Source organism: uncultured Pelagimonas sp. (assembly GCF_947498515.1).
GTDB lineage: Bacteria > Pseudomonadota > Alphaproteobacteria > Rhodobacterales > Rhodobacteraceae > Pelagimonas.
The window spans coordinates 143,511-158,987 of sequence record NZ_CANMKO010000009.1 but is presented as its reverse complement, the minus strand read 5'-3'; the positions used below and the strand labels follow the sequence as shown (position 1 = coordinate 158,987).

The window sequence follows — 15,477 nt, the reverse complement described above, 5'->3', positions numbered from 1 at the left end:
GTAACTTGGATCAAATGTCAGCATATCACTCGTAAGAATATGTATCAGTAAGGTAAACGTTATGTATGCGTTGTAGCATAACTTACCTTGACTTAGGTTAAGGTAACGTAAGGTTTGAATAAGCTCCTGACGTGACGTAGGCGGTGACAACGTAAAGCGGATCGTGTGATCTGATGGCAAAGCCGCCCCCTTTGGACTTGGTCCCAGTGACAGGGTTCAAAGCGTCGGGCGGCGCGCTTACGGAGGAGCCAAAATGAGCCACTACCCGCATATGCTAGCCCCGCTGGATCTGGGATTCACCACGCTGAAAAACCGCGTGTTGATGGGGTCAATGCACACCAACCTTGAGGAGCGCGGTGACTGGAACGCAGTGGCCGAATTCTATGCAGAGCGGGCGCGCGGCGATGTTGGTTTGATCGTGACCGGCGGCATGGCCCCCAACATGGAAGGCGGCGTTTTTCCCGGTGCGGCGGGGCTTTTCACCGACAAGGATATCGCCAATCACAAGGTGATTACCGACCGTGTTCATGACGCGAGCGGCAAGATCGCGATGCAGATTTTGCACGCCGGGCGCTATGCCTATGGGCCGGAATGTGTGTCGGCCAGTCCGGTGAAATCGCCAATTTCCCCCTTCCCTCCCAAAGAGTTAGACGAAGAGGGCATCGAAAAGCAGATCGCCGATATCGCCCATTCCGCCGCCCAGGCGCAGCGCGCCGGATATGACGGCGTTGAGGTCATGGGGTCCGAGGGCTATTTCCTCAACCAGTTCCTTGTTACCCATACCAACAAACGCACAGACCGTTGGGGCGGCTCTTATGAAAACCGCATGCGTCTGCCGATTGAGGTGGTCAAACGGGTGCGCGAGGCGGTTGGCCCCGATTTCATCGTGATCTACCGGCTGAGCATGATCGACCTGATTCCCAATGGCTCGACCCACGACGAGGTTGTGCAGCTGGCGCAGGAAATCGAAAAGGCCGGGGCGACGATTTTGAACACCGGCATTGGTTGGCACGAAGCGCGGGTTCCGACCATCGCCACAAGCGTGCCGCGCCGCGCCTTTGCTTGGGTGACCAAAAAGCTGATGGGCAAGGTTGGCATTCCGGTGATCACCTCCAACCGGATCAATTCGCCCGAGGTGGCCGAGGATGTTTTGTCCGAAGGCTGTGCCGATATGGTGTCGCTCGCGCGTCCCTTCCTTGCCGATGCGAATTTCGTCGCCAAGGCGGCGGCGGGTCGGGCCGACACCATCGCGCCCTGTATCGCCTGTAACCAAGCCTGTTTGGATCACACGTTTGCGGGCAAAGTCTCGACCTGTTTGGTCAACCCGCGCGCCGCATATGAAACGCAGATCGACCTATCCCCCGTCGCCACGCCGAAAAAGGTAGCGGTGGTTGGGGCCGGACCGGCGGGTTTGGCAACGGCAATGACCGCGGCGCAGGTCGGCCATGATGTGACATTGATCGATCGCGCAAAAGAGCTTGGCGGTCAGTTGAACATGGCCAAGCAGGTGCCGGGCAAAGAGGAATTCTGGGGCCTTGTTGATTGGTTTGCGACCATGGTCAAGGAAACCGGCGTGAACGTTCAACTTGGCACCGAGGCGACGGCCGAGATGTTGCAGGGCTATGATGAGGTGGTGATTGCCACCGGCGTCACCCCGCGCGATCCCGGCATTGACGGCCAAGATCACCCAAAGGTGTTGAGCTATATCGACGTGCTACGCCACAAGGCCGAAGTCGGCAAAAAGGTCGCTGTGATCGGTGCCGGCGGCATTGGCTATGACATCGCCGAATTTCTTGTAACGGACGAAAGCCCGACCGAAAACCTACCGGAATGGATGAAGGAATGGGGCGTCACCGACCCGGCCGACGCCCGTGGTGGGCTGGCACCCGAAGGCCCGCAACCAGACGCCGCCATCCGCGAGGTCACGGTGTTGCAGCGCAAGAAAGAGAAGCCCGGCAAGCGGTTAGGCAAAACCACCGGCTGGATCCATCGCGCCGCGCTTCAGATGAAAAACGTGCAGATGAAGGCGGGTGTGAATTACGAACGCATCGACGATGACGGCCTGCATATTTCCTATGGCGAGGCGCGTGAAAACCCCGAGGTGATCGCCTGTGACAACGTCATTTTGTGTGCCGGTCAGCTGTCTGAGCGCAGCTTGGCCGACGCCTTAGAGGCCGCTGGGCAAACCGTGCATGTCATCGGCGGGGCCGACGTTGCCGCCGAACTCGACGCCAAGCGCGCCATCGACCAAGGCGTCCGTCTGGCCGTTGGCTTTGTCGACGCCTAAGAAAACAGCCTCTTGCCGGTTTTGTGCTTCGGTTCAAACCGGCAAACTAGGATTCACCGGGGCAAAACACTGGCCTTGTGAGACCCCTCGAAAAAACGAAATCACGCTGGCCCACCAAGCCAGCGCAAATCACCCACAGTGCAATTTCACATAGCCATTCCCGCGAAAGCCGGTCATTGAGAAACCTTGCCTGAACCACTCGGGGAGATGCCAACAGTGCGTGATTTAGCTGCCAGTCGCGGTATAGGTCAAAATGTCTGCTGTTGCTCAGGACGTCATAACATGATCACGCGTTTCGCCAGAGAAGCATCCGAAGAAGCCCGTTAGACTCGTCCAATTGTACCTTAACTCGATGCAGTGTGTGGCCACCTTTTTGAAGGCGGGCTTTCGCCGTACACCTCCAAAATAGCGGGTCATCCTCGTCCAAAATCTGTTCGAGTTGTTAGCAACACACGTTCTTTGGAAAGCTCTTGGTTTCTGGGGGCAAAGCGCACCCAGTATAGTGCATCTCTTGCAACCGCCTGTTTGTCGATGGGTTATCGACGTCACCCTCAGTCGCAACCATCGCAGAAGCCGCTTTGGGACGGGATGCTTTGAAAACAAGCTGATAACGAACCACCGTTTTTTTGGGGTGTTCAAACGCTTCACGACGCCAAGCTCAATCTTCCAGCGATCCGCGCAACTTGCACCGGGCTTCTTTCATCATGTCGTCGTGGACATTGGGGAGCCGAGGCCACTCATCTAGAAACTTGTCGCAACAATCACTCAATGACCTCATGAATGCCTTTCAGGTCCCTAGGGTCTGGCCCCTTTGAGTAGCAGACCTTCATGATAACCGCAGCATCTTGGCTTTCACGGCTCATGCTGGCCGGGCTGGCATAGCCCGAGCAACTTGCCCGTAAGGCGCTAAAAAATGCCGCTATCGGCAACGCGCCAAAAAGCCCCCGAAAACCAATTCGGGGGCTTCTTTATCGTGCCACCAAAACCCTCAATGCCAAAACGCAAAACGGGCACGGCAATGATGGGTTCAGCAAAGCGTTTTGGCGATCTGCGTTACCCGCGCTTGGGCAACACCCAATCGGGCCGCGCGAAATGGCAGGTATAGCCGTTTGGCAACCGTTCAAGGTAGTCCTGATGCTCGGGTTCTGCTTCCCAGAAATCCCCAACCGGTTCGACTTCGGTGACCACCTTGCCGGGCCAAAGCCCGCTGGCATCGACATCGGCAATGGTGTTCATCGCCTCGGCGCGTTGATCATCCGTCACGAAATAGATCGCGGAACGGTACGACATGCCAACGTCATTGCCCTGCCGGTTGACCGTGGTCGGATCGTGAATCTGGAAAAACACCTCCAACAGCTTGCGATAGCTGGTCTTGGCCGGGTCAAACCAAATCTCGATCCCTTCGGCGTGGGTGCCGTGGTTGCGATAGGTGGCGTTTTCGACATCGCCACCGGTATAGCCAACCCGCGTCTTTTCCACACCGGGAAGCTTGCGGATCAAATCCTGCATGCCCCAGAAACAGCCACCGGCCAGAACCGCGCGTTCGCTCATGTCACATCCTCCACTTGGTGTAGGTATTGGCCATAGCCCTCACCTTCCATGTCCTCTTTGGCGATAAACCGAAGCGCGGCCGAATTGATGCAATAGCGCATCCCGCCCTGATCCATCGGCCCATCGGGAAAGACATGCCCCAGATGGCTATCGCCATGGCGCGAGCGTACCTCGGTGCGGATCATCCCGGCGCTGGTGTCGCGCAGCTCGACGATATTGTCCGGCTCAATCGGTTTGACAAAACTCGGCCACCCACAGCCGCTCTCGTATTTGGCAGCCGAGGCAAAAAGCGGCTCACCCGATACGATATCTACATAAATACCGGTCTTTTTGTTGTCCAAATAGGCGCCCGTGCCGGGGCGTTCGGTGCCATTTTGCTGCGTGATGCGGAATTGTTCCGGCGTCAGTGTCTCAATCACCTCGGCCCGTTTCTCATATTTTGTCATGCGCGTTCTCCTACCCCCTAGATAAAGGGCGTCGTGGCCCGGATGCAAACCCTTGCGTCACATCGCTCACGAAGGCTTGAGAAAGACTCGCAAAATTCGCTCGGTTCACCTATGTAAACGGCGGGTGACAGCCCTATTTCTCCCAAGAACTAGGCTATTACCTGGGGCGTCGGGATGGCAGCCTGACGCCCCTCTAGCTGCCTGCCGCTCCGGAGTGATCCAGCTCGGCCACCGCCCAACGCGCCGCCTCGGCGACGGTGTCATCCTCATCTTCGCATAGGCTCTGCGCCACGGGGCGCAAGGCGGGATCATTCGAGTTCCCGATGGCGTATAACACGTTGCGCACAAATCGATCGCGTCCAACCCGCTTGATCGGTGACCCGGCGAAATACGCCCGGAACCCAGCATCATCCAAAACCGCCAACTCGGCCAGCTTCGGAGCAAGCAACTCATCACGGGCATGGTATTTCATCTCCGAGGCCACCTGCGCAAACTTGTTCCACGGGCAAGCGGCCAGACAATCGTCACAGCCATAGATGTGATTGCCCAATCCCTTGCGCAGCCCCAGATCCACCGGTCCTTTGTGCTCGATCGTCAGGTAGGAAATACAGCGCCGCGCATCGACCTGATAGGGGGCCGGAAAGGCATCTGTCGGGCAGACATCCAAACAGGCGCGGCATTGACCACAGCGATCCACCCCCGCCTCATCTGGCTTAAACTCCAGAGTCGTAAAGATCGCCCCAAGGAAAAACCACGATCCCAGTTTGCGACTGACCAGATTGCTGTGCTTGCCCTGCCAACCTAACCCGGCGGCCATGCCAAGCGGCTTTTCCATCACCGGAGCGGTATCGACAAACACCTTGATCTGCGCCTCTTGCCCCTGCTTGCCCGCCGCCTCGATCAACCAGCGTCCCAACCGCTTCAACCGCTTTTTGGCAACGTCGTGGTAATCCTTGTTCTGGGCATAAACGCTGATCGCCCCGCAATCCCGCTGCTCCAAAACCGCGCGTGGATCGACATCGGGGCCATAATTCTCTGCCAACATGATGACCGATTTCGCTTCGGGCCAAAGCGCATCTGGTGCCCCGCGCCAATGCACCCGCTCCGCCATCCAGCCCATCTGCCCATGCCGCCCATCGTCCAAATAGGCCTGCAACCGCTCCATAACCTGCGGCACCGCATCGGGGCGACAGACCCGGCAATCGGCAAATCCAACCGCCTCGGCCTCTGCAACCAAAGCCGCCTTGAGATCACCACTCATGGTTTCTTCTTTCCCCAAATATCCCGGGGTGAATTGGCCCGCATGGGCCAAGAGGGGCCGCGCCCCTCCCTAACGCCACATCAAAAATCAAGATCGGCATAATGCGCAGGCGGCGGGAAACCCGGCACCTGATCCTGCAAAATCGCCCGAAACGCCGGACGCGACTTGATCTTGGCATACCAATCCTTGACCACCTCAGAGCGGTTCCAATCCACATCCGAAATATAGTCGAGCGATGACAAATGCGCGGCGGCGGCAAAATCCGCCAAGGTCATGGAATCCCCCGCCAACCAACGGCGATGATCCAAAAGCCAGGACATATAGTCGAGGTGATATTTGACCGCCTTGGCCCCGGCTTTGACATTGCCACTATCGGGGAACCCGGCTTTCATGATCTTTTTGTTGACCCGCTCATAGAGAAGCTTCGACGTCACCTCATTATGAAACTTATCGTCAAACCAGCTCACAATCCGACGCACCTCGTACCGCGCATCCGCCGACTTCGGCATAAGGCTCGGCTCAGGGTACTTTTCCTCAACCCATTCGCAAATCGCCGCGCTTTCGGCCATGGTCTTGCCGTCGATCTTCAGAACCGGCACCTTGGCCGCCGGATTGCGGCGCAGAAAATCGGCGTCTTTCTCCCAATAGCGCTCCTCGACCAACTCGCATTCAATCTTCTTTTCCGCCAGCGACAAGCGTACCTTGCGGCAAAACGGAGAGAGCGGAACGTGATAGAGCTTGGCCATGTGCGACACTTATCCTGATACGGGAAACACTGCCCTAATATCCGCGAAACCGCATGGGTTTCAACTCCCCTGATAGGGGGAATCCAACTTCGGCATTTTGGCGCTTGACCTAAATCACACTTCAAGTTCTACAAATCATCGCGTTGATCATTACGCAAACGAGGCACCTATGGAAAAATCATTCTGGCAAGCGCGCTGGCAAGAGGGTCGGATAGGCTTTCACGAACCGGCGGCAAACCCCTTGCTCATCACCCATTTTAAAACCCTCAACCTGCGCCCCGGCGACACGGTATTTGTACCGCTCTGCGGCAAAAGCCTCGATCTCGATTGGCTTCTGTCCCGCGACCTGCATGTCATTGGCATCGAATTCCATCAAGACGCCGTCGATGAGGTCTTTGATCGTCTCGACCTCATCCCCGAGAGACAAAACATCGGCGCGCTCACCCGGACATCTGCCGGCAACCTCACCCTCTTTTGCGGCGACATTTTTGACCTCACCGCCGACTTCCTCAGCCCTATCAATGCGATCTATGACCGGGCCGCCATCGTTGCCCTGCCCCCGGAAACGCGCCAACAATACGCGGCGCATATCACCGAAATCACCCAATCCGCGCCCCAGCTTCTGATAAGCTTTGACTACGACCAAACCCTATCGGATGGCCCACCTTTCTCTGTCCCTCAGCCAGAGCTGATAAACCACTACGCCGCGACCTACGCGTTGACCAAACTGGCACAACACCCGCTGGATGGCCCGCTCGGCGAACGCACCCAAGGCCTCGAAGAAACCTGGCTCCTGACCCGAAAATAGGGCGATCTCGCAAAGACCGGGCGCATCCAAATTCCGTGCACGGAATTTGCAAAATCCATGGATGGATTTTAGACGCGCCCGCCTTGCGCGGCTCTCTTTAACCTGCCCCGCGTACATGGCTTTCAAGCGAGACCATAACCTCCATCGCCGCCATATCTTCCTCCGCCGTGCTCATATCCATCACCGCAAAAAACGCAGCGCAAACAGGCGATTGCATTTCTTTGCGCGTGACCTCTTCGTAATCCTGTGCACTGCGAAACTGCACGATATCCAAATAACTCCCATCCGGCTTGCGCACCAACTCTCGGCGTAAAACGCCCGGTTCTAAATCCACAAACTCCCGTTGAAACACCGCTGACGCCGCAAGCAAATCTGCTTCGGTTTTACCTTGGGCCAAGCGGATCGGGGCAAAAACTGTGACGTTTTCCATCTGTCATCTCCTATTCCTGTGATGATCATCAGATATTGCTAAATACGTCATTTTATGACCTATTTGTTTAATGCCCCGTAGCTCTGCCCTAACCCGATTGGAGCGGCTGGATCGCCTGACCGCCACCCTGAAACAGGATCGCCCGCACACCATTGCCGATCTGGCAAAGGAACACGGCGTCAGCAACCGAACGCTCACCCGTGATTTGCAAATTCTGCGCGACCAAGGTCTCCCGATTGAGGCTGATCGTGGCCGCGGTGGCGGAGTGCGTCTTGACCATCACTGGGGCGTTGGGCGGCTCAACCTGTCTTACCCCGAAGCGGTGGATTTGCTCATTTCCCTTGCCGTCGCCGAACAAATGCAATCGCCGCTTTTTCTGGCCAAGCTCGGGTCGGTCCGCCGCCAGCTGATCGCCTCGTTTTCCCCTGACAAACGGGCGCGGGTGGCGCGGTTGAAATCCCGTATCCTGATCGGCACATCGGCCTCACCCCATGTTCAATCCACAAAGGCAAGCGCCCCGCCTCGCGCCGTTCAGCGCCTGCATCAGGCCTTTCTCGATCAATCCGCGCTCACAATCCGCTATCAACGCGAAGACACAACACCCTCTACTCGCACAATCGAACCGCATTACCTGCTGCTCAACTACCCGATCTGGTACGTTCTCGCTTTTGACCACCTGCGCAAATCGCCGCGCACCTTTCGATGCGACCGGATCATTTCGGCGACTGGAACCGAAGACCGTTTCAAATTGCTCCCTCAGGACCGTTTCAAGGACACGATCGAGGCGAACACCCTTATTTAGCCGCTCGGATGGTTAAATGATTGCGCTGTCCAGACAGGACCGCAGACCAACCTGAATCTCTGATCCGGGGCCCCAATCGGAGTTGCTCTCGTAAAGATACCGCATACCAGCCATCACTGCGCGCCGTTGGACCGTCGGAAATTCACGAGCCGTCCGAACAATCTGCCCAAAGCTGCCCATCAAAAAGTCGCGCACATCGCCGCCGCGCACCGCATCAAAACTACAATTGCCAAACAAGGGGCATATCCCACAGACTTAGGCATATGCGCGGTCGATTCCACCGCCTCTGCCGGATACCAGGTCTTGTCCTCTGCCGGATAGGCCACATCGGCACTCGCCAACATGCCTTGCAAAGCGGCCTTATGCCTTCGCCAGTCATCGCACCAAACAACCCTGGTAACGGCATCAACTTCCTCCGCCGTCATCGCCTTGGCCACCGCAATCAGTTGCGCTTCAACCTCGGGCAAATCCCGCGACAAACGCGCCTCTGCATTGGGCATCGGTTCAAACACCTGCCCGCCATACCGGGCAACCCAACCCAGCGCCTGCATGATCGCCGCGCGCACCATCACCGGGGCCGCGTGATAAAAATCGCGGTTCTCGTCCCAAAGCCAATCCAGCCCCTGCGCCTTGTCCGACCCTAAAACCGCGCCCGCCAAAAGCTGTAGCGACGCCACAAGACAACCGTCGGGATCATCCTCCGCCCCAACCGCGTCACCCCACACATCGTCGTTGAACTCGGCATCCCACCGCCCAGACATCCCCGATAGATCATCAAGATCCAATATCGCGCTCCGGCCCATGCTTTGAGCGGCGGCGTTTAAATCATACAAAACCTGGAGCCGTCGAAAATCCAAGCCAACACCTTGTTTTCACTCAAAACAATCGGCGCGCCCATCCCGTTTGATCGTCGCCGCGCCGTCCTGAATAACCCGCGCGCGTTTGCTCACAAATGTCGAGGGGCGCGAGGCGCTGCGCTTTTTCGGGCTTGGCAAAACGGCCGCCAACAACGCCGCTTGACGCGCGCTCAACCGATCCGGGGCCACGCCAAAATAATGCTGCGCCGCCGCCTCAACCCCAAACACACCCTGATCAAATTCAGCCACATTCAGGTAAACTTCCAAAATCCGCCGCTTGCTCCACACCGCTTCCACCATCGGCGTCATCACCCCTTCCAGCGCTTTGCGTACATAGCTGCGCTCCTGCCAGAAATAGACGTTCTTCACCACCTGCTGGGAAATCGTGCTGCCCCCACGCTGCGCGCCTTCGGCAATCGCCGCCCGGATCGCATCCATGTCAAACCCCCAGTGGTTGCAGAAATTCGCGTCCTCCGCCGCAACAACCGACCGCAACATCACCGGCGCAACCTCATCCACATCGACCCAATGCTGATCAACATGGCCCAAACGCTTGCCCTCGGACCACATCGTATGGGTCGTCGGCGGATTAAGCCCGGCGTAAATCACCACGGCCAACATCATAATGCCCATGCCAATCACTCCTGCCCAAATCGCCTTGCGTATCAACCATCGGATCGGCCGAAACCGAGCCGCTGGTTTCGCTTTGCGCGGTTTACCCGCCGTTTTACCGCTCTTTGGGGATGTCTTCTTTGCTGCCATAATCACGTTCTATACCGCCCACACACCAGACTCAAAACCTGAAAAGCGCGGCACCCCACAGACGCGGGGTGCCCTATCCCGGACTGAATAAACCAGGGGCATCCGGGCAACATTTTCAAACAATACTGGGTCACTCGTCACCCACACTTTTGCAATACGTTAACCCTGCTCACCAATCCTGCCGGAGGCGTGCCGGATTTGTGGCAAAATCAAGGTAATTTACCCTGCGTAATGCAAAACCCCGCCGACCAAAGTCAGCGGGGCTTTATCTTTAGCGCCAAATGGGACGGTGGGCGGGGCGCCTTTGCATCGCAAATAGCGCCGCACCCGTCTACAGCGTGTTCAGTTTGATCGGATTCAAGCATTCACTCAGCAGCGCGAGGCAGCGTTTGCAAAGCACAACGCGTTCGCTCTGCTAGGTGAATTCATTTGAACTGAACAGGCTCTAACTTACTCCGCAGGAACGGCCAGTTGATCCTCAATCCCAAGCGGGTGCTTGATCTTGTCCAACATCTCCTTCGGGCAAACCTGCACGAAATTGGCCTTCTCAAGATCCCAGTTCTGCAAGATTTCCTCACCCTTGCGGCTCCGGGTCTCGGCCACATGGCGCTCGATCAATCCCAAAAGCTGGGCTTCCCATTCCGGCGTCACCACCGGACAGGTTACCAAACCTTCCATGTTCATCAGATCATCGGCCAAACCTTCAGGGTCATAAAGATACGCCATGCCGCCGGTCATCCCCGCGCCAAAGTTCGCCCCGATCGAGCCAAGGATCACCGCAACACCACCGGTCATATATTCACAACCGTTGCTGCCACAGCCCTCAATCACCACGCTCGCACCCGAGTTCCGAACCGCAAAACGCTCACCGGCGCGGCCCGCTGCAAACAGGTAACCGTCTGTCGCACCGTACAAAACCGTGTTGCCGATGATGGTGTTTTCCGACGCGGTCAGCGGCGACACCAACGGTGGACGCACAACAACCGTGCCCCCCGAAAGGCCCTTGCCAACATAGTCGTTCGCATCACCCGACACTTCGATCTTCAGCCCCGGTGCCGCAAAGGCCCCCAACGACTGACCCGCCGAGCCGGTCAGCTTGACGTGCAAATGATCGGGCTGCAACGCGTTGCGCATGCCGAACTTCTGCACGATGTGGCTCGATGTCCGTGTGCCCACGGTCCGATGGGTGTTCATCACCGCATAAGACAGCTGCATCTTCTCCCCATCCTCAAGGAAGCGGGCCGCGTCGCGCACGATCTCCGCATCTAGCGTATCAGGCACCTCGTTACGACCACGATCCCGGTCATAAACGATGTCATCCGACCCATCGACACGGATCAACAACGGGTTCAAATCCAGGTCATCCAGATGCTCGGACCCACGCGACACCTGAGACAACAGATCAGCACGGCCAATCACTTCGTCCAAGGTTTTGGCACCAATCGAGGCCAAAATCTCACGCACTTCTTGTGCGTAGAAGGTGATCAGGTTCACAACCTTATCCGCCGAACCGGTGAACTTGTCGCGCAGGTCTTGATCCTGCGTACAAACCCCAACCGGGCAGGTGTTGGACTGACACTGACGGACCATGATACAGCCCATCGCGATCAGCGCCGCGGTGCCGATACCATACTCCTCGGCCCCCAGCATCGCCGCCATGACAATGTCACGCCCGGTGCGCAAACCGCCATCGGTCCGCAATGTCACCCGGTCGCGCAGCTTGTTCATCGCCAGAACCTGATGCGCTTCGGTCAGACCCATTTCCCATGGCAAACCGGCGTGTTTGATCGAGGTCGCAGGCGAGGCACCTGTGCCGCCATTGTGACCCGAAATCAGGATCACATCGGCCTCGGCCTTGGCCACACCGGCGGCAATTGTGCCAACGCCCGAGGACGCCACCAATTTCACCGTCACCTTACAGCGCGGGTTGATCTGCTTAAGGTCATAGATCAGCTGCGCAAGGTCTTCGATCGAATAGATGTCGTGATGCGGAGGCGGCGAAATAAGCGTCACGCCTTTGGTCGAATGGCGCAGACGCGCAATCAGATCGGTGACTTTCATCCCCGGAAGCTGACCACCCTCACCGGGTTTCGCGCCCTGAGCTACCTTGATCTCAAGCTCTTCACAGTGGTTCAGATATTCGGCTGTGACACCAAACCGACCCGAGGCCACCTGCTTGATCTTCGCACTCGGGTTGTCGCCATTTGGCTCCGGTACAAAATGTGCCGGATCTTCGCCGCCCTCACCGGAATCCGACTTTGCACCGATCCGGTTCATCGCCACGTTAAGCGTTTTATGCGCCTCAGGCGACAGCGCGCCAAGGGACATGCCCGGCGTCACGAAACGCTTGCGGATCGAAGTGATGCTTTCCACTTCTTCGATGTTGATCGGCTCGCCCAAGGGCTTGATCGCCAACAGATCGCGAAGATGGATCGGCGGGTTGGCCTGCATCGCTTTGGAATAGGTCTTCCACATCTCATAGCTGGCACGGTCACAGGCCGATTGCAGCAAATGCATGGTCTGTGCGCCCCACGCGTGGGTTTCACCGGATTTACGCGCTTTGTAAAAACCACCAATCGGCAAGACATCCTGACCATTGGCATAGGCCAAGGCGTGGATTTCTTCGGCTTTTTTCTGCAAACCGCCAAGGCCGATGCCAGAAATACGGCTGATCATGCCGGGGAAGAATTCTGCACACATCGCCCGCGACAGGCCAACGGCCTCAAAGTTCAAACCACCACGATAGGAGGAAATCACCGAAATCCCCATTTTGGACATGATCTTGAGAAGGCCCTGATCCACCGCTTCGCGATACTTCGCAACGGCTTCGGTCAAGGTCAGGTCAAGCAACCCGCGATTGATCCGGTCGGCAAGGCTGTCTTCGGCCAGATAGGCGTTGACCACGGTCGCACCCGAGCCGATCAGAACCGCAAAGTAATGCGGGTCGATACATTCGGCGCTGCGCACGTTGAGGCTACAGAAGGTCCGAAGGCCCTTGCGGGTCAGATGGCTATGCACCGCGCTGGTGGCCAAGATCATCGGCATCGCCACTTTGTCCGCGCCAACGTTTTCGTCGGTTAGGATGATGTGGCCGGAACCCGAGCGCACCGCGTCTTCGGCTTCCGAACGGATACGATCCAAGCCTTCGCGAAGCGCACCGGAACCCGCTTCAAAGGTACAATCAATGGTCACACAGGGCGAGTTGAACTGCTTTTGCAGCTCATCAAACTGAGCGTTGCCAACAAACGGCGTGTCCAGAACCAAAATCTCGGTCTGCGCGCTGCTTTCATCCAAAACGTTCTTGAGGTTTCCGAACCGCGTCTTAAGCGACATGACGCGATATTCGCGCAATGAATCGATCGGCGGGTTGGTCACCTGGCTAAAGTTCTGACGGAAATAATGGCTCAGCGGGCGGTATTTCTTCGACAGAACCGCGCTTGGGGTGTCATCCCCCATCGAGGCCAACGTTTCTTTGCCATCCTCGGCCATCGGCGCAAGGATTTGCTCAAGCTCTTCAACACTATAGCCGGCGGCGATCTGACGGGTGCGCAATTCCGCGCCCTCAAACATCGCCTTCTCGGTCAACGCACCCAATGGCCCGTCAAGCTCGGTGATCTTTTGAACCCACTCGCCAAACGGCAGCGCCGAAGACAGGCGGTCTTTGATTTCAGTGTCGTGGTAGAGCTTGCCGTCTTTCATATCGACCGCAATCATCTGACCCGGCCCAAGCGCGCCTTTTTCGCGAACCGTGCCCTCATCGGTCGGCACCATCCCGGTTTCCGACCCGGCGATCAGCATCCCGTCACCGGTCACAACATAACGCATCGGGCGCAGACCATTCCGGTCAAGACCACCACAAACCCAACGGCCATCGGTCATCGCCAAGGCGGCCGGGCCATCCCATGGCTCCATCACACCGTTGCAATAGCTATACATATCGCGCCACGCCTGCGGCAATTCCACCGCCTGCTTGGACCAGCTTTCAGGGACCAACATGGTTTTCGCCATCGGGGCGCTACGACCCGCGCGCACCAGCACCTCAAACACCCCATCCAAAGCCGCCGAATCCGACGCGCCGTTGGAAATGATCGGCTTGATGTCTTCTGCGAAATCACCAAACGACGCCGACGCCATGCGGATCTCGTGCGATTTCATCCAGTTGACGTTGCCCTTAAGCGTGTTGATCTCGCCGTTATGCGCCAACATGCGGAACGGCTGTGCCAACCACCACTGCGGGAAGGTGTTGGTCGAATACCGCTGGTGATAAATCGCGAAAGACGATTCAAACCGCTCGTCCTGCAGGTCGGGATAGAACTCCGCCACCTGCTCGGCCAACATCATGCCCTTGTAAATGATCGACCGGCACGACAGCGACGCAATATAAAGCTCACCCACGGCCGCAGCCGCAGCCGCCTTTTCAATCCGGCGACGGATCACATAAAGCTCACGCTCAAACTGCTCTTCGTCCACACCCTTAGAGTTCGAGATCAAAATCTGCTCGATCTCAGGGCGGGTCGCATTGGCCTTCTCACCCAAGCACGCCACATGCACCGGCACATGGCGCCAGCCATAAATGTAGTACCCCATGCGCAGAACTTCGGTTTCCACGATGGTCCGGCATGTCTCTTGCGCGCCAAAATCGGTACGTGGCAGGAACACCTGCCCCACCGCAATCAGCTCATCTTTGCGCGGGCGGTGCCCTGTGCGCTCGACCTGATCGTAAAAGAAATTCACCGGGATTTGCACGTGAATGCCCGCGCCGTCACCGGTCTTGCCGTCGGCATCAACCGCGCCGCGGTGCCAAATCGCTTTCAGCGCAGTGATACCGGCCTCAACCACCTTGCGGCTCGGCTTGCCATCAATCGACACCGCCAAACCAACACCACAAGACGAATGCTCTTCGCTTTCGTCATAAAGGCCGTTTTCGGCCATCCATGCGCGCTTGGCTTTCTCGGCTGCGACCCAATTTTCATCATATTTGGTCATTCTGGCTCTCCTTCTTCGGCGTCAGTGGGCGCAAACAGTGCTAGCACTTCCGCCTCGGTCAGTTGCTTACGCCCTTTGGGGAAATCGTAAGCACAGGTTTTTCGATCAGTGTAATATTCGTTCTTCAGCGTCAGATCGCTGGTGTCATCCAAAAGGCCAACGCTAATGCTACAAGCATCCGCATATGGCCCCTCGGTCAGTTTGTACCAAAGCGAACTGCCGCATGTGTTGCAAAACGCGCGCTCTGCCCAGTCCGAAGAGACAATCGTCGTGACCGCATCCATGCCCGTCACGGCCAAGTCACCTTTGGGAACATGAAGCCCCATCCAGCGGCCACCGGCCCAGCGTTTGCACATGTCGCAATAGCAGATGTTGAACGTGCTCGGCACATTCTTCGCCGTCAATTTGACAGCACCACAGAGGCATTGTCCGGTTTTCTCAGACATAACGGACCTCCGCATCGTACCGCCCGGCCTTCAGGCCGGGCCGCGCCCGACCGTCCCGTCGCACCCAAAGGTGCGCCAAAGTCGTCGGCACGCTT

The 15,477-nt window shown here is 57.4% G+C and carries 13 protein-coding genes; 4 read left to right on the top strand and 9 right to left on the bottom strand.

All coding sequences use genetic code 11. The features are described 5' to 3' along the window. The first annotated feature begins 253 nt into the window (after positions 1-253). Positions 254-2,287 (top strand): NADPH-dependent 2,4-dienoyl-CoA reductase, encoded by a 2,034-nt coding sequence (locus Q1A43_RS17435; protein ID WP_299937270.1) that lies wholly within the window; start codon positions 254-256, stop codon positions 2,285-2,287. A gap of 1,053 nt (positions 2,288-3,340) precedes the next feature. On the opposite strand, the gene msrA is transcribed toward Q1A43_RS17435, so the two are convergent. The 4 genes from msrA to Q1A43_RS17415 all read right to left on the bottom strand — a co-directional run bounded on the left by msrA (position 3,341) and on the right by Q1A43_RS17415 (position 6,291). Then, on the bottom strand, positions 3,341-3,838 hold the full coding sequence (gene msrA / locus Q1A43_RS17430) for a peptide-methionine (S)-S-oxide reductase MsrA (RefSeq protein ID WP_299923117.1): 498 nt from the start codon (positions 3,836-3,838) through the stop codon (positions 3,341-3,343). Further along, positions 3,835-4,284, bottom strand: coding sequence for a peptide-methionine (R)-S-oxide reductase MsrB (gene msrB, locus Q1A43_RS17425; protein WP_299923115.1), 450 nt, complete (start codon positions 4,282-4,284; stop codon positions 3,835-3,837). Before msrB ends, msrA begins: the two co-directional genes overlap by 4 nt. A 193-nt stretch (positions 4,285-4,477) precedes the next feature. Next, positions 4,478-5,545 carry a tRNA epoxyqueuosine(34) reductase QueG gene (queG, locus tag Q1A43_RS17420; protein WP_299937267.1) on the bottom strand — a complete coding sequence of 356 codons (1,068 nt, stop codon included), beginning with the start codon at positions 5,543-5,545 and terminating at the stop codon, positions 4,478-4,480. An 80-nt stretch (positions 5,546-5,625) separates the two neighbouring features. Then, positions 5,626-6,291: a glutathione S-transferase family protein gene (locus tag Q1A43_RS17415; protein WP_299923111.1), complete on the bottom strand. Its 666-nt coding sequence runs from the start codon at positions 6,289-6,291 to the stop codon at positions 5,626-5,628. 169 nt (positions 6,292-6,460) lie between these two features. Here Q1A43_RS17415 and tmpT point away from each other — a divergent pair, with 169 nt between their 5' ends. Continuing rightward, the gene (gene tmpT / locus Q1A43_RS17410) at positions 6,461-7,099 is read left to right on the top strand and encodes a thiopurine S-methyltransferase (RefSeq protein ID WP_299937266.1); all 639 of its coding nucleotides are present in this window, start codon (positions 6,461-6,463) and stop codon (positions 7,097-7,099) included. Positions 7,100-7,196: 97 nt separating this feature from the next. Here the strand turns inward: tmpT and Q1A43_RS17405 are convergent, their stop codons facing one another. Continuing rightward, a complete protein-coding gene (locus tag Q1A43_RS17405) occupies positions 7,197-7,529 on the bottom strand; it encodes a hypothetical protein (protein WP_299937264.1) in 333 nt (110 codons plus the stop codon). A 70-nt stretch (positions 7,530-7,599) separates the two neighbouring features. On the opposite strand from Q1A43_RS17405, the gene Q1A43_RS17400 reads away from it, so the two are divergent. Beyond that, positions 7,600-8,331, top strand: coding sequence for a WYL domain-containing protein (locus tag Q1A43_RS17400; protein ID WP_299937262.1), 732 nt, complete (start codon positions 7,600-7,602; stop codon positions 8,329-8,331). A 179-nt stretch (positions 8,332-8,510) separates the two neighbouring features. Here the strand turns inward: Q1A43_RS17400 and Q1A43_RS17395 are convergent, their stop codons facing one another. Next, positions 8,511-9,116 carry a hypothetical protein gene (locus Q1A43_RS17395; RefSeq protein ID WP_299937260.1) on the bottom strand — a complete coding sequence of 202 codons (606 nt, stop codon included), beginning with the start codon at positions 9,114-9,116 and terminating at the stop codon, positions 8,511-8,513. Between the two features lie 87 nt (positions 9,117-9,203). Further along, entirely contained in the window at positions 9,204-9,821 is a 618-nt protein-coding gene (gene mtgA / locus Q1A43_RS17390; RefSeq protein WP_299923100.1) for a monofunctional biosynthetic peptidoglycan transglycosylase, read from the bottom strand. On the opposite strand from mtgA, the gene Q1A43_RS17385 reads away from it, so the two are divergent. Then, a complete protein-coding gene (locus tag Q1A43_RS17385; RefSeq protein ID WP_299923098.1) occupies positions 9,820-10,041 on the top strand; it encodes a hypothetical protein in 222 nt (73 codons plus the stop codon). The genes mtgA and Q1A43_RS17385 overlap by 2 nt on opposite strands. 359 nt (positions 10,042-10,400) lie before the next feature. On the opposite strand, the gene gltB is transcribed toward Q1A43_RS17385, so the two are convergent. Continuing rightward, positions 10,401-14,936: a glutamate synthase large subunit gene (gltB, locus tag Q1A43_RS17380; RefSeq protein ID WP_299937258.1), complete on the bottom strand. Its 4,536-nt coding sequence runs from the start codon at positions 14,934-14,936 to the stop codon at positions 10,401-10,403. Next, complete coding sequence (locus tag Q1A43_RS17375) at positions 14,933-15,382, bottom strand: GFA family protein (RefSeq protein ID WP_299937256.1); 450 nt, start codon at positions 15,380-15,382, stop codon at positions 14,933-14,935. The genes gltB and Q1A43_RS17375 overlap by 4 nt, the downstream gene beginning before the upstream one ends. Positions 15,383-15,477 lie beyond the last annotated feature (95 nt).

What these genes read in the sequence shown, in the direction of transcription:
- msrA (WP_299923117.1), bottom strand. Translation starts at nt 3,838, where the DNA reads ATGAGCGAACGCGCGGTTCTGGCCGGTGGCTGTTTCTGGGGCATGCAG.
- mtgA (WP_299923100.1), bottom strand. Translation starts at nt 9,821, where the DNA reads ATGGGCATTATGATGTTGGCCGTGGTGATTTACGCCGGGCTTAATCCG.
- Q1A43_RS17435 (WP_299937270.1), top strand. Translation starts at nt 254, where the DNA reads ATGAGCCACTACCCGCATATGCTAGCCCCGCTGGATCTGGGATTCACC.
- gltB (WP_299937258.1), bottom strand. Translation starts at nt 14,936, where the DNA reads ATGACCAAATATGATGAAAATTGGGTCGCAGCCGAGAAAGCCAAGCGC.
- Q1A43_RS17405 (WP_299937264.1), bottom strand. Translation starts at nt 7,529, where the DNA reads ATGGAAAACGTCACAGTTTTTGCCCCGATCCGCTTGGCCCAAGGTAAA.
- Q1A43_RS17415 (WP_299923111.1), bottom strand. Translation starts at nt 6,291, where the DNA reads ATGGCCAAGCTCTATCACGTTCCGCTCTCTCCGTTTTGCCGCAAGGTA.
- msrB (WP_299923115.1), bottom strand. Translation starts at nt 4,284, where the DNA reads ATGACAAAATATGAGAAACGGGCCGAGGTGATTGAGACACTGACGCCG.
- Q1A43_RS17385 (WP_299923098.1), top strand. Translation starts at nt 9,820, where the DNA reads ATGCCAATCACTCCTGCCCAAATCGCCTTGCGTATCAACCATCGGATC.
- Q1A43_RS17400 (WP_299937262.1), top strand. Translation starts at nt 7,600, where the DNA reads ATGCCCCGTAGCTCTGCCCTAACCCGATTGGAGCGGCTGGATCGCCTG.
- Q1A43_RS17375 (WP_299937256.1), bottom strand. Translation starts at nt 15,382, where the DNA reads ATGTCTGAGAAAACCGGACAATGCCTCTGTGGTGCTGTCAAATTGACG.
- queG (WP_299937267.1), bottom strand. Translation starts at nt 5,545, where the DNA reads ATGAGTGGTGATCTCAAGGCGGCTTTGGTTGCAGAGGCCGAGGCGGTT.
- tmpT (WP_299937266.1), top strand. Translation starts at nt 6,461, where the DNA reads ATGGAAAAATCATTCTGGCAAGCGCGCTGGCAAGAGGGTCGGATAGGC.